We start from the raw sequence: 13,159 nt of genomic DNA on the forward strand, positions 1-13,159 counted from the left end.
GCGCGGGCGCTGCGGGGTTCAGCGTGCGGACCGCCGGGCGGTCTTGACGCGGTACATCCCGCGGTCGGCGCTGCGGACCAGCGCGTCGGCGTCCGAGCCGGGGGCCCCGACGGCGGTGCCGACGCTCACGCCGACCCGGACGACGCCGGTCGGCAGCGCGACGGGACGGGAGAGCTCGCGCTCCACGCGCTCGGCCAGGACGGCCAGGCTCGCGGGGTCCGCCCCGGGTGACAGCACGACGAACTCGTCACCCCCGAGCCGGGCCACCGCGTCCCCCGGTCCGGCGATCCGCCGGAGCCGGGTCGCGACCTCGACGAGCAGGTCGTCACCGACGTGGTGGCCGTGCGCGTCGTTGACCTGCTTGAAGCCGTCGAGATCGCAGAAGAGCAGTCCGCAGCCGCCGGCGGCCGGGTCGGCGAGCACGGCACCGAGCGCCTCGAACAGCCGCGCGCGGTTGTCCAGGCCGGTCAGCGGGTCGGTGTCCGCCCGCCGGCGCAGCGCCGCCTCCGCGCGACGCTGCTCGGTGACGTCCCGGGCGACGAACGCCACCGCGAACGGCCGGCCCGTCGCGTCCCGGACCACCGTGCTGATCATGGACACCCGGCGGCGGCCGCCCTCACGGTCCAGCCAGTCACCCTCCTGGGGGAAGGCATAGCCCAGGCCGATGGCACGGTCGTGCGCGTCCCGGGCGTTCTCCCGGTCCTCCGGGGCGACGAAGACCTCCCAGTGCGGCCGGGCCAGCAGGTCCGCCTCCGTCCAGCCCGTCGTGCGGGTCATCGAGGGGCTGACGAGCAGCGCACGCCCGTCGGTGCCGACCACGACGACGAGGGTGTCGGTCGCCTGGACCACCGCCCACAGCAGGTCCCGCGGGTCGGCCGGGACGGCGGGGTCGGCCGGGATGACGGGAGCGGCGGGGCCGGTCGACGCGCCGGCGTGGGGGTGCGGGTCGGCGCCCGGCGGCTGGCGCCGTCCCCCCGCTGCGTCTGTCACCCGACCGGTCCCGTCCCCTGGGCAGTGCTGTCCTGAAGGCCTCGTGCTGTCTCGACGGACCACATCGACCACGCACGCCCGGCGGTGAACGGTCCACGGCGACACGTGGCAACGGCTGGCCGTTCGGGTGACGCGGGGCCGCACCGTGAGGCCGCCGATGCCGGGGCCTCGGGGCCGTCGCCGTCCGCCGGCGCAAAAGGCGTGGCCGCGCTCGCGGGTGCGCCGTCACGATGGCCGACGGCGTCGTCCCGACGCCCGCCCCGCCTCGCCCCGCCCCGCCCCGCCCCGCAGGAGGTGTCCGTGATCCCCCCGACCTGGCGTCCCTACCGCCGCCCGTCCGACGGCGAGGTCGTCGGCTACCTCGCGCCGCGGGGACCGGCGCTCGTGGTCCCGACCACGCTGGTCGGCACCCCGCTCGGCCCGCCGCAGGGGCCCGAGGACGCGGCCGAGCTGCTCGACGTCCACGGCCTGGCGGCGCTGGCGCGCCGGTGGTGGTGCCGGCTGCCGGACCCGCTGCCGCGCGGGCTGCTCGCGGCGTCGAGCCCGCAGCCGCACTGGGCCTGGCGACCGGTGGTGCTCGTCGAGGTCGACCCCGCCGAGTGCCGGGTGCGTCCGGAGATGGCGATGCCGGACGAGCGGAGCGCGCTGGCGGTGCTCGACGTGCCGGTGGGCGGCGCGCTGCGCACCGAACCACCGGCACCGGACCGACCGCGCCGAGCAGTCAGGCGTTCTCGCGGCGGAACGTCGAGGTGCCCCACCAGACCGCGAGCGTGAACAGCACGAGCGACCACACGACGCCCCACGTCACCCCGGAGGAGGCGAAGTCGCCGGCGAAGGACGCCCGGACGCCGTCGACCACGTGCCGGATCGGCATGAAGTCGCTCGCCCGCTCCAGCCACGCGGGGCCGATCGTCATCGGCAGCAGGATCCCGGAGAGCAGCAGGACCGGCATCATCACCATGTTGATGACGGGCGCCATGACGTCCTCGGACTTGGTCGTCAGGGCCAGCGCGTTGGAGGCCGCCGCGCACGCGCCGCCGAGCAGCAGCGTCAGCGCGACCCCCAGCAGGAGCCCGACGCCGGATGCCTCCATCCCGAGCAGGTAGCCGAGCCCGATGAGGATGCCGGCCTGCACCAGCAGCTGGAGCAGGTCGCGGTAGAGGCGGCCCACCAGCAGGGCGGTGCGGCTGGCCGGGGTCACCCGCTCGGCCTCGATGACGCCCTCGCGCCACTCGCCGATGAGGCTGAACCCGGCGAAGAAGGCTCCGAAGACGCCGAGCTGCACGAGCATGCCGGGGACGAAGAACGTGTACGCGTTCTGCGCCCCGAACTGGTCGATCAGCGGCTCGAGGAGCGGCCCGAACAGGAGCAGGTAGAGCACCGGCTGCAGCATGCCGATGATCACCCACGCGGGGTTGCGCAGGTTCATCCGCAGCTGGCGGCGGAAGACGATGACGCTGTCGCGGAAGAACCTCACCGGAGGGCTCCTTCGGTCGCGGTCGGGGTGCCGGTCGGCGTCCCGGCGGGGACGGGGGGTGCGGGGACGCCGTCGGGGGAGCCCGGCGTGCCCGCCGGGGCCGTCTCGGCGTCACGGAGCGAGCGCCCGGTGAGGCTGAGGAAGACGTCGTCGAGGGTCGGGCGGTGCACCTCGATGGTCCGCAGCTCGATCCCGGCGGTGTCCAGGTGCCGGATGAGGCCCTGGATGGAGCGGCCGGCCTGCGGGACCCGGGCGCGGACGTGGTGGTCGGTGACGTCGACGCCGCTGCGGTCGGTCACCAGGCGGTCCAGCGCCTGGACCGCGTCGGGGATGCGGGAGCGGTCGACGAGCTCGAGGTCGACGAGGTCCCCGGCGACCCGGTCCTTGAGGTGGTCGGCGGTGTCGGAGGCGACGATGCGGCCGTGGTCGATGATGACGATCCGGTCCGACAGCGCGTCGGCCTCGTCGAGGTAGTGCGTGGTGAGCAGGACCGTGACGCCCAGCCGGTCGCGCAGGTCGCGGATGTGGTCCCACAGGTTCGCCCGCGCCTGCGGGTCCAGGCCCGTGGTGGGCTCGTCGAGGAACATCAGCCGCGGCTCGTGGATGAGTCCCATGACGACGTCGAGACGGCGCTTCTGCCCGCCTGACATGCTGCGCGGCATGCGGGTCCACAGACCCGACAGGTCCATCCGCTCGAACAGCTCCTTGCCGCGCTCCTCGACGGCGCGCCGCGGCAGCCCGTAGAGCATGCCGTGGTCGACCACCTCGTCGCCGGCTCGTGCGCCGCTGAACGCCGCCCCGGTCTGGGACACGTACCCGATGCTGCGCCGGACGTCCTCGGACCGCGTCACGACGTCGTACCCGGCCACGGTGGCGCTCCCCGCCGTGGGGCGCAGGAGCGTGGTCAGCATGCGCAGCGTGGTGGTCTTGCCTGCCCCGTTGGGCCCGAGGAAGCCGACCACCTCGCCCTCGGCGACGTCCAGGTCGACGCCGTCGACGGCCCTGACCTCCGTCCTGGTGCGGCCCTGCCTGGAGTGGAAGGTCTGCACGAGACCTCGTGCGTGGATCACGTCGAACCCCTGTCGTTCGTCGGTACGGACCCAGAGCAGACCGGCGGGACCGCCGGAAGTCGTCGCTCGCGACCGCGTCCCGTGGCTGGGTCGTCGCTCCGACCTTGGCCCGCGTCGCCGCAGAGGAGCAACGCCTTTCCGAGGGGCGGCACAATGCGCGCGTGCGCCTCACCGCCGGCGGGCTCAACCGCGCCACCCTCGCCCGCCAGCTGCTGCTGCGCCGGGAGCCGCTGGACGTCGCCGAGGCGGTCCGCCGGGTGGTGGCGATCCAGGCGCAGCACCCGGCGTCCCCGTACGTGGCGCTGTGGAACCGGGTCGAGCCGTTCGACCCCGCCCAGCTCGACCGGGCGTTCGCCGACGCCCTGGTGGTCAAGGCGTCCCTCATGCGGATCACGCTGCACGCGGTGCACGCCGAGGACCACAACATGCTGCACACCGCGATGCAGCCCACCCTGCGCGGCTCCCGCCTCGTGGCGGCGCGGTTCCGCGCGGGTGGCCTGGACCCCGCCGAGGTGGAGGCGCTCGTCCCCGGGGTCGCGCGGTTCGCCCGCGAGCCCCGCACCAACCCCGAGCTGCGCGCCTGGGTGGGCAGGCACGTTAACGGCGACGGCGAGGCGGCGTGGTGGGCGCTGCGGTGCTTCGCGCCGCTGCGGCACGCCCCGACCGGGGGTCCGTGGTCGTTCGGCCCGCGCCCGTCGTACCTGGCGGCGGGCACGCCCCGGGCCCCCGACGCCCCCGGCACGCCGGAGGCCGCCCTGCCCACGCTGGTCCGTCGCTACCTCGAGGGCTTCGGGCCGGCGTCCGCCGCCGACGTCGCCCGCTTCACGCTGCTGCCGCGGACGGGGCTGCGGGCGGCGCTCGCGGCGATGTCCGGCGAGCTGGTGGAGCTCCGGGCACCGGACGGGACGACGCTGTACGACGTCCCCGGCGGTCCGCTGCCCGACGAGGACACGCCCGCGCCGCCGCGGCTGATGGCGATGTGGGACAGCGTGCTGCTCGCGTACGCAGGCTCCGGCCGCGTGGTGCCCGAGCCCTACCGGCGCCTGGTGACGCGGTCCAACGGCGACGTCCTGCCGACCCTGCTCGTGGACGGCCGCGTCGCCGGGGTGTGGCGGCCGGTCGACGGGGGCGTCGAGGCGGCCGCCTTCCACCCCTTGCCCGACGACGCCTGGGCCGGGCTCGCGGCGGAGGCGCGCGCCCTGGTGCCGCTGCTGGCCGCGCGCGAGCCGCGCGCGTACCGGCGCTACGACCGCTGGTGGGCAGACCTGCCGGCGGCCGCGACCCGGGTCCTGACGGGCTGAGCCCGAACCGCGCGAGGGCCGGCCCGGCGGGCGGTCAGGAGCCGGAGGCCGCCAGCCGGCGGACCGCCTCGGTCACCGTCGCCTCGCTCTTGACGAACGTGAAGCGCACGTACGAGCGCAGGGCGTCGGCCGTCGCGCCACCGGGCCGGCAGAACGCCGTCACGGGGATCGCCACCACCCCCGCCAGCTCCGGCAGCCGTCGGCACAGCTCGGTGGCGTCCTCGTGCCCGGCCGGCGCGGCATCGGCGACGACGAAGTACGTGCCCCGCGCCGGGACCGGTCGCAGGCCCGCCTGCACGAGGCCCTCGGCGAGCAGGTCGCGCCGGCGGGTCAGCGACGCCCGCAGGTCCGCCAGGTAGGCACCGGTGCGCCCGTCGCCGTCGACCAGCGCGTGCGCGACGGCGTGCTGGAAGGGGCCGCTCGCGACGTAGGTGAGGAACTGCTTGACGGTCCGCACCGCTGTCACGAGCTCGGCCGGGCCGTGCACCCAGCCGACCTTCCAGCCGGTCATGGACAGGCTCTTGCCCGCCGAGGAGACCGTCAGCGTCCGCTCCGCCATGCCGGGCAGCGTCGCGAGCGGGACGTGCTCCGCGCCGTCGTAGGTGAGGTGCTCGTAGACCTCGTCGGTCACCACGACGGCGTCGCGGGCGGTCGCCGCCGCCGCGATCCAGCCCAGCTCGGTGCGCGTGAGCACCGTGCCGGTCGGGTTGTGCGGGGTGTTGAGCAGCACGAGCCGGGTGCGCTCGGTGAACGCGGCCTCCACGTCGGCGCGGTCCAGCCGGAAGCCGTCCGGGCCGGGGCGCAGCGGGACGGTGCGGTGGACGCCGCCGGCCAGCCCGATGACCGCGGCGTACGCGTCGTAGTACGGCTCGAGGGTGACGACCTCGTCCCCCGGCGTCACGAGCGCGAGCAGGGTCGCCGCGAGCGCCTCGGTGGCGCCGGCGGTGACCAGGATTTCGGTCTCCGGGTCGACCCGCAGGCCGTAGTGCCGGTGCTGGTGGGCGGCCACGGCCCGGCGCAGGGAGATCAGCCCCGGCCCGGGCGGGTACTGGTTGAGGCCTGCCGGTGCGTCCCCCGCGGCCAGGACGGCGTCGGCGGCGAGCCGCCGCAGGTGCTCGGGCCCGTCCTCGTCCGGGAAGCCCTGCCCGAGGTTGAGCGCGCCCGTGCTCAGCGCGAGCGCCGACATCTCCGCGAAGACGGTCGACCGGACGAGCCCGTCGGCGCCCAGCAGCCCGGAGGCGCGCGCGACGCGGCGCCACGGGAGATCCGGCGCAGCAGCGTCCGGAGTGGGGACGTCCCCGGGGTCGGGCATGGGCGGGCCTCCTACGGCGTGCCACCGACGGGCCGGCGTGCCCGGCGTGTGCGGCGGTGCGGGATGGTCGGTGTCGACCCGAGGGTAGGCGTGGAGGTCGCCGTCGCGCTGCCGCCGGCGCGCGGCCGCCGGCTGCCGCCGGCGCGGTCGCGGCACCGCGGACTCCCCGGGTGCTCGTCATCCCCGCCACCTACCATCGGCGCCATGACAACCGAGGGACTGACCCGCGCCCGGACCAAGATGGAGCAGGCCGACGTCCCGCCGGCCGCGATCGCCGCGTTCGAGCGGTTCTACGGCCTGCTGGAGAGCGGGGCGACCGGCGTCGTCGCCGAGGCGGACGTGACGCCCGTGCAGGACCTGCCGGTGCTGGCCGACCTCGACGTCGACGTGGCGGCGGGCCACGCCGCGCTCGCGCAGACGGTCGTGATCAAGCTCAACGGCGGTCTGGGGACGTCGATGGGCCTGGACCAGGCGAAGTCGCTGCTGCGGGTCCGCGGCGAGGACACGTTCCTCGACGTCATCGCCCGCCAGGTGCTCGCCGCCCGTGACGAGTCCGGCGCGCGGCTCCCGCTCGTGCTCATGGACAGCTTCCGCACCCGCACGGACACCCTCGCCGCGCTCGCGGAGTACCCCGACCTGCCGGTCGACGGCGTCCCGCTGGACTTCCTGCAGAACCGCGAGCCCAAGCTGCGGGCCGACGACCTCACCCCGGTCGAGTGGCCGGCCGACCCGGGCCTGGAGTGGTGCCCGCCGGGGCACGGCGACTTCTACCCCGCGCTGTACGGCTCCGGGACCCTGCGGACGCTGCTCGACGCGGGCTTCCGCTACGCGATGGTCTCCAACTCCGACAACCTCGGGGCCACGCCCGACGCCCGCATCGCCGGCTGGTTCGCCGCCACCGGTGCACCCTTCGCGGCCGAGGTCGTGCGCCGCACGCCGGCGGACCGCAAGGGCGGGCAGCTCGTGCGCCGGACGTCCGACGGGCGCACCATCCTGCGCGAGACGGCGCAGACGCTGCCGCAGGACAAGGCCGTGGCGACCGACGGCGCCGTCCACCCGTTCGTCACGACGAACAACCTGTGGCTGGACCTGCAGGCGCTCATGACCGAGATGGAGCGCACCGGCGGCGTCCTGGAGCTGCCGCTGATCCGCAACGAGAAGACGGTCGACCCGACCGACAAGACGTCGACGAAGGTCATCCAGATCGAGTCGGCGATGGGCGCCGCGATCGAGGTGTTCGAGGGAGCCGTCGCCATCGAGGTGGACCGCTCGCGGTTCGTCCCGGTGAAGACCACCAACGACCTGCTGGTCCTGCGCTCGGACGTGTACCGGTCGGCCGAGGGCCACCGCCTCGTCGCCGTCGTCGCCGAGCCCTTCGTCGACCTGGACCCGGCCCACTACGCGACGATCGACGCCTTCGACCAGCGGATCCCGAACCCGCCGCACCTCACCGGGGCGACGGCGCTGCGCGTGCGCGGCGACTGGACCTTCGGCCGGGACGTCGTCGTGCGCGGCGAGGCCGAGCTCGCCGACGCCGGCACGCCGTCGCAGGTGCCCGACGGCGCCGTCGTCGACGCGAGCGGGGTCAGCGCGGGCTGACGCGGGCCGGCGCAGGACCGGACCGGCGCAGGACCGGCCACGGCCGCTGCCCGTGCACCCGCACCGGGCAGCGGCCGTTCCGGTCACCTCACGTGAGGTCGAGGACCACCTTGACGTCGTCGTCGTGGAGGTCGAACGCTTCCGCGGCGCGCTCGAGCGGGACGGTCCGGGTGATGAGGCGGTGCAGCCACTCCAGGTCCGCCGCCGCCAGCCCGTCGGCCGCGGCCCGGTAGTGCTCGAAGTTCGCGTTGACCGACCCGATCACCACGTCGTTCTCCAGCACGATCCCGCGGTTGAGCGCGCCGGCGTCGACCGGCGTGCGCCGCCCGGACGCGGAGACCCCGGTCAGGCAGGTGATGCCGTACGCCGACGTGCCGCCCAGGGTGGGGACCACGACCTGGGCGGCGCCGGTCGCCTCGATGACGATGTCCGGCTTGAGCCGCTCGAGCACGTCCGCGACCGGGTCGCTGTGGTACTCCCCGCCCAGGGCGCGGACGAGGTCCGGCTTGACGCCCTCGGTGGCGAGGTCGAGCACGTGCACCTCGATCCCGCGCTGGACGCCCAGCATCGCGGCGAGCAGGCCGATCGGTCCGGCGCCCGTGATGAGCACCCGCTGCGGGTCGAACCACGATCGGTTGCCGACCTTCTCGATCTGGTCCCAGGCCTTGGCGACCACGCTGGTGGGCTCCATCAGGACGCCGGCCTGCTCCAGCGACGGGTCGAGCCGGATCGCGTAGTCGCTCTCGACCCGCCACAGCCGGCTGCCGTACCCGTGCAGCTCCTTGATGCCGCGCTCGGTGTACCGGCCGTTGCGGCACATGTCGAACTGCCCGCGCGCGCACGCGCCGCACGGCTCGGGGTCCGGACGGCGCACCACACCGGCCACCAGGTCGCCGGGGGAGAACTCGCTGCCCTCCGGCGCCTCCAGCACGCGCCCCAGCGACTCGTGCCCCAGCACCAGGTGGTCCTCTCCGGGTGGTGCGGCCCCGAACTCGCCGTCGGCGATCTCGCGGTCGGTGCCGCACACCCCCAGGGCGAGGCCCTGGACGAGCAGGTCGCCGTACTCCGGGCCCGGGTCGGCGACGTCCCGCACCTCGAGGGACCCCGCGGAGCCGGGTCGGACGGTCAGTGCCTGCATGCGGTCTCCAGGTGGGTGCGGGTCGGCCGGCCGGTGCGTCGGCCACCCCCGCACCCTCGCCCCGGCACGGCTCCCCGGCAACCGCGCGCCGGCCCCGGGCCGAGGCGGGCGCGCCTCGGGCGACGGCGCAGCCCGGGCGCACGGGCGGGGCACCGGCTCGTGGACCGGTGCCCCGCCCGGGTCGTGCGCTGCCGCGGACGTGCCGTCAGCCCTCGTCCTCCGGCGGCGGGGGCACGAACTCGCCCTCCACGCCAACCTCCGTGTCGCAGTCGAGCGCCGCGTCCGTACCCGGGCCGCCCAGGCAGACGTCACGGGTGGCCGGGGCGGGGACGGGGACGTCGCGGGGCGGCTGGCTCCCGGGCGGCAGCTCACCCAGGAGCACGTCGTCCCCGGCGCCGCCGTCGACGACGTCGTCGTCGGACCCCCCGACGAGCTCGTCGTTGCCCGCGTCACCGGCGACGACGTCACGGCCGAACCCGCCGTTGATCCCGTCGGCGCCCGGGCCGCCGTGCCCGACGTCGTTCCCCACCGCCAGGGCGAGGAAGTCGTCACCGGCCTGGCCGAAGACCGTGTCGTCACCCGGTCCGGGCAGGACGGTGTCGCTGCCCGCGCCGGCGAAGACGGTGTCGCGCCCGCCGGCCGCGCCCACGTCGCCGAAGAACGTCGACGTGTCGCCGAGCACGAGGTCGTCCCCGGCGCCGGCGAAGACGACGTCGTCGCCCAGCAGGCCGCAGATGAAGTCCGGCCCGGCGGTGCCGTGCAGGACCTCCGACCGCTCGCTGCCGATGACGACGTTGAACTGCGTCAGGTCGATCTCCGGCGGTACGGCGCAGTCCTCCGGGACGTCGACCGCCGCGGCGGCGCCGACCGGTCCGGCGAGGACCGAGGCCGCCATGAGTGCCAGCACCGTCGCTCCCACTCGTCTCTTCACGAGAGTCCTCCCTGCTCGAAGAGTGCCCCCCCAAGAAACGGTAGGAGGGGCGGCTCCGGCGCCACAAGGGCGACGGGGGACTGCGGCGGCGGGGAGTGGCGACGGGGTCTGCGGGGGCGACCAGCCGGTCCGACCAGCAGGACTAGCCGGGCGTCACGGTGCGGATGCGCCCCTGGTCGTCGTGCTCGAGCTCGGTCACCTTGACCGTGCGCAGGTGCGTCCGGCCGCCGGACCGGGACGCGTCGTGGAAGAACAGCAGCCACCGGCCCCCGAACTCGACGATCGAGTGCTGCGTCGTCCAGCCGGGGACCGGCGTGAGCACCACCCCGGCGTAGGTGAACGGCCCGTAGGGGCTGTCGCCGGTCGCGTAGCAGATCAGGTGGGTGTCGCCGGTGGACCAGGACAGGTGGTACCGACCGGCGTGCCGGTGCACCCAGGCGCCCTCGAAGAAGCGCCGGTCGTGGTCGCCCGCGCGCAGCGGCACGCCGTCCTCGTCCAGGATGACGACCTCGCGGCTCGGCTCCGCGAGGCTGGTCAGGTCCGCGCCGAGCCGGGCCACGCGCGGTCCGAGCGCCGGCTGGTCGGGCGCCGGCTCGTCGTGCGCCTCGCCGAAGACGTCGTCGCGGTACTTCTGCAGCTGGCCGCCCCAGATGCCGCCGAAGTAGAGGTAGTGCGCGCCGTCGTCGTCGGCCAGCACGGCGGGGTCGATGGAGTAGGCGCCCGCGATCGGCTCCGGCTCGGGGGTGAAGGGCCCGACCGGGCTGTCCGCGACGGCCGCGCCGATCCGGAACAGGCCCTCGGCGGTCTTGGCGGGGAAGTACAGGACGTACCGGTCGCCCGAGCGTGCGGCGTCGGGCGCCCACATCTGGCGGTCGGCCCACGGGACGTCGCGCACGTGGAGCACCGGACCGTGGTCGGTGACCGGCCCGTCCGGGTCCGTCAGGGACAGGACGTGGTAGTCCTCCATCGCGAAGTGCTCGCCGGTGTCGTCCTCGGGGACGCCGGCGTCGATGTCGTGCGACGGGTACACGTACAGGGTCCCGTCGAAGACGCGCGCGGACGGGTCCGCCGTGTAGAGGTGGGTCGCCAGGACGCGCGCGGTCCCGGGTGCGACGGGCGGCGTGGTCTGGGCGTCTGGCGACATGGGACGGCTCCGGCTCTGCTGGGCGAGGGTGACCGCCCGAGGCTACCGACCGCCGGGAGCGCTGCCCGTCGCGGCCGTGCTGCCCGTGCTGCCGGCGCCGTCCGGCTCCCCGGTGCCGTCCGGCTCCCCGGCGCCGTCCGGCTCCCCGGTGCGCGGGGCACGGGCAGGCGGCGTGGCCGACCCCTGCGGGTCCAGCCGGCGCAGCATGGCGTCCGCGATCCCGGCGAGCTCGCGCACCTGGGCGGGGGACAGCGGGTCGATGACGTGCTCGCGGACCGTGGCCACGTGCCCCGGCGCGGCGTCGACGAGCGTGGCCCATCCGGTGTCGGTCAGCGTGACGTTGAAGGCCCGGCGGTCCTGCAGGCACGGGCTGCGCCGCACCAGGTCCCGCTCCTCCATCCGGCTGACGACGTGCGAGAGCCGGGGGAGCGTGGCGTTCGTGCGCGCCGCGAGCGCCGTCATCCGCAGCGTCCGGTCCGGCGCCTCGGACAGCATGGCCAGGACGAAGTACTCGTAGTGCGTGAGGCCGGCGTCCCGTCGCAGCTGGGAGTCCAGGACGCCGGGCAGGCGCTCGACGACGGCGATGAACCGCACCCAGGCGTCCCGCTCGTCGTCGTCCAGCCACCGTGTGCCCACGTCGTCGATCCTAGCGGATAGTTGACGATACAACTATCACCCGCTAGCGTGATGGTTGTCGTCTCAACTACTTCTGCCACGGAGGACCGTCATGACGCACGTCAGCATCATCGGGACCGGCACCATGGGCCAGGCCATCGCGGACGTCGTGACGTCCGGGGGGAGCACCGTCGAGACGCTGGGTCGCGCCGACGCCGGCACCACGCCGAGCGGGGACGTCGTCGTCCTGGCGGTGCCGTACCCGGCGCTCGCGCAGGTGCTCGCGGACCACGGCGACGGCCTCGCCGGCAAGGTCGTCGTCGACATCACCAACCCGCTGGACTTCGAGACGTTCGACTCGCTCGTCGTGCCCGCCGACAGCTCGGCGGCGGCCGCCCTCGCCGCCGCGCTGCCGCAGTCCCACGTGCTCAAGGCGTTCAACACCACCTTCGCCGCGACGCTGGCCGGCCGCACGATCGGCTCGCTGCCCACGACCGTCCTCATCGCCGGGGACGACGCCGACGCCAAGGCGCTCCTCGCGGGCGTCGTCGAGGCCGGAGGCCTGAAGGCCGTCGACGCGGGCGCGCTGTCCCGGGCCCGCGAGCTCGAGGCCCTGGGCTTCCTTCAGCTCACGCTCGCCGTCGGGGGGAAGCTGCCCTGGACCGGCGGCTTCGGGGTCGTCGCCTGACATGCCCGAGATCCTGTCCGCCGCGACGGCGATGGACGCCGTCACCCTGCACGTCGAGGACCTGGCCGGCCTGGCCGCCTACTACCGCCAGGCCCTGGGCCTGACCACCCTGAGCGAGGGTGACGGCGTGACCGTCCTGGGCCGTGGGGCCACCCCGGTGCTCGTGCTGCGGCACACCCCCGGCCTGCCCCGACCGGCCCGCGACCAGGCCGGCCTGTTCCACACGGCGGTCCTGTTCGCCACCCAGGCCGACCTGGCCGCGGCCGTGCTGACCGCGGCGCGGCACCCCCGCTCGCACTTCGTCGGCAGCGCGGACCACCTGGTCAGCGAGGCGTTCTACTTCACCGACCCCGAGGGCAACGGCATCGAGCTGTACGCCGACCGGGACCGCTCCCTGTGGCCGCGGCACAACGGCGAGATTCCGATGCCGTCGCTCGCCCTGGACCCGAACGACTACCTGCGCGAGCACCTGACCGAGCACGCGGTCGACGCCATGACCGGAGCCCGGGCCGGCGTCGGGCACGTGCACCTGCAGGTGGGCGACCTCGACGGCGCCCGTGCGTTCTACGTGGACGCGCTGGGCTTCGAGACGACGTTCAACTACACCGGGGCGCTGTTCGTCAGCGCCGGCGGCTACCACCACCACCTCGCGATGAACATCTGGAACAGCCGCGGCGCAGGACCGCGTGCCTCCTCGCTCGGGCTCGGCGAGGTGGCGATCACGGTGCCGGACCGCGAGGAGCTGGACGCGGTGGTCGCCCGCCTGCGGCACCACGGCGTCGACCACGCCGACGACGGCCGCACGGTCCGCACGCTCGACCCGTGGCGCAACGCCGTGGCCCTGTCGGTGGCCGACGCCGCCTGACGCCGGCAGGTCCCACGCCGACAGGCCTG

The 13,159-nt window shown here is 75.2% G+C and carries 13 protein-coding genes; 5 read left to right on the forward strand and 8 right to left on the reverse strand.

The window, feature by feature from the left end:
• Positions 1 to 18 precede the first annotated feature (18 nt).
• Positions 19 to 990, reverse strand: coding sequence for a GGDEF domain-containing protein (locus tag CAE01nite_RS04225; RefSeq protein ID WP_222595811.1), 972 nt, complete (start codon positions 988 to 990; stop codon positions 19 to 21).
• Between the two features lie 300 nt (positions 991 to 1,290).
• On the opposite strand from CAE01nite_RS04225, the gene CAE01nite_RS04230 reads away from it, so the two are divergent.
• Positions 1,291 to 1,764, forward strand: coding sequence for a hypothetical protein (locus tag CAE01nite_RS04230; RefSeq protein WP_146900408.1), 474 nt, complete (start codon positions 1,291 to 1,293; stop codon positions 1,762 to 1,764).
• Here the strand turns inward: CAE01nite_RS04230 and CAE01nite_RS04235 are convergent.
• Both CAE01nite_RS04235 and CAE01nite_RS04240 read right to left on the reverse strand, forming a co-directional pair.
• Positions 1,712 to 2,467, reverse strand: a complete 756-nt coding sequence (locus CAE01nite_RS04235) for an ABC transporter permease (RefSeq protein WP_146900411.1) — start codon at positions 2,465 to 2,467, stop codon at positions 1,712 to 1,714. The genes CAE01nite_RS04230 and CAE01nite_RS04235 overlap by 53 nt on opposite strands.
• Positions 2,464 to 3,537 (reverse strand): ATP-binding cassette domain-containing protein, encoded by a 1,074-nt coding sequence (locus CAE01nite_RS04240; RefSeq protein WP_146900414.1) that lies wholly within the window; start codon positions 3,535 to 3,537, stop codon positions 2,464 to 2,466. Before CAE01nite_RS04240 ends, CAE01nite_RS04235 begins: the two co-directional genes overlap by 4 nt.
• Positions 3,538 to 3,698: 161 nt before the next feature.
• On the opposite strand from CAE01nite_RS04240, the gene CAE01nite_RS04245 reads away from it, so the two are divergent.
• The gene (locus CAE01nite_RS04245) at positions 3,699 to 4,838 is read left to right on the forward strand and encodes a winged helix DNA-binding domain-containing protein (protein WP_146900416.1); all 1,140 of its coding nucleotides are present in this window, start codon (positions 3,699 to 3,701) and stop codon (positions 4,836 to 4,838) included.
• A 34-nt stretch (positions 4,839 to 4,872) separates the two neighbouring features.
• Here CAE01nite_RS04245 and CAE01nite_RS04250 read toward each other — a convergent pair whose 3' ends face one another.
• Positions 4,873 to 6,150: an aminotransferase class I/II-fold pyridoxal phosphate-dependent enzyme gene (locus CAE01nite_RS04250; RefSeq protein ID WP_146900419.1), complete on the reverse strand. Its 1,278-nt coding sequence runs from the start codon at positions 6,148 to 6,150 to the stop codon at positions 4,873 to 4,875.
• 204 nt (positions 6,151 to 6,354) lie between these two features.
• Between CAE01nite_RS04250 and CAE01nite_RS04255 the strand changes: the two genes are divergently transcribed.
• Entirely contained in the window at positions 6,355 to 7,749 is a 1,395-nt protein-coding gene (locus tag CAE01nite_RS04255) for a UTP--glucose-1-phosphate uridylyltransferase (protein WP_146900422.1), read from the forward strand.
• An 88-nt stretch (positions 7,750 to 7,837) separates the two neighbouring features.
• Here CAE01nite_RS04255 and CAE01nite_RS04260 read toward each other — a convergent pair whose 3' ends face one another.
• From CAE01nite_RS04260 to CAE01nite_RS04275, 4 genes are all read right to left on the reverse strand, one after another.
• Positions 7,838 to 8,887, reverse strand: coding sequence for a glucose 1-dehydrogenase (locus tag CAE01nite_RS04260; RefSeq protein ID WP_146900425.1), 1,050 nt, complete (start codon positions 8,885 to 8,887; stop codon positions 7,838 to 7,840).
• A 205-nt stretch (positions 8,888 to 9,092) separates the two neighbouring features.
• On the reverse strand, positions 9,093 to 9,818 hold the full coding sequence (locus CAE01nite_RS04265; RefSeq protein WP_146900428.1) for a calcium-binding protein: 726 nt from the start codon (positions 9,816 to 9,818) through the stop codon (positions 9,093 to 9,095).
• 142 nt (positions 9,819 to 9,960) lie between these two features.
• The gene (locus CAE01nite_RS04270) at positions 9,961 to 10,962 is read right to left on the reverse strand and encodes a glycoside hydrolase family 43 protein (protein WP_146900430.1); all 1,002 of its coding nucleotides are present in this window, start codon (positions 10,960 to 10,962) and stop codon (positions 9,961 to 9,963) included.
• A 42-nt stretch (positions 10,963 to 11,004) separates the two neighbouring features.
• Positions 11,005 to 11,598, reverse strand: a complete 594-nt coding sequence (locus tag CAE01nite_RS04275) for a MarR family winged helix-turn-helix transcriptional regulator (protein WP_146900433.1) — start codon at positions 11,596 to 11,598, stop codon at positions 11,005 to 11,007.
• A gap of 91 nt (positions 11,599 to 11,689) precedes the next feature.
• Between CAE01nite_RS04275 and CAE01nite_RS04280 the strand changes: the two genes are divergently transcribed.
• Together CAE01nite_RS04280 and CAE01nite_RS04285 are read left to right on the forward strand one after the other, a co-directional pair.
• Complete coding sequence (locus CAE01nite_RS04280; RefSeq protein ID WP_146900436.1) at positions 11,690 to 12,265, forward strand: NADPH-dependent F420 reductase; 576 nt, start codon at positions 11,690 to 11,692, stop codon at positions 12,263 to 12,265.
• Position 12,266: 1 nt separating this feature from the next.
• Positions 12,267 to 13,130 carry a VOC family protein gene (locus tag CAE01nite_RS04285; RefSeq protein WP_146900438.1) on the forward strand — a complete coding sequence of 288 codons (864 nt, stop codon included), beginning with the start codon at positions 12,267 to 12,269 and terminating at the stop codon, positions 13,128 to 13,130.
• The last annotated feature ends 29 nt before the right edge of the window (positions 13,131 to 13,159 follow it).

The sequence above is a fragment of the Cellulomonas aerilata genome (assembly GCF_007991755.1).
GTDB classification, from domain to species: Bacteria; Actinomycetota; Actinomycetes; order Actinomycetales; family Cellulomonadaceae; genus Pengzhenrongella; species Pengzhenrongella aerilata.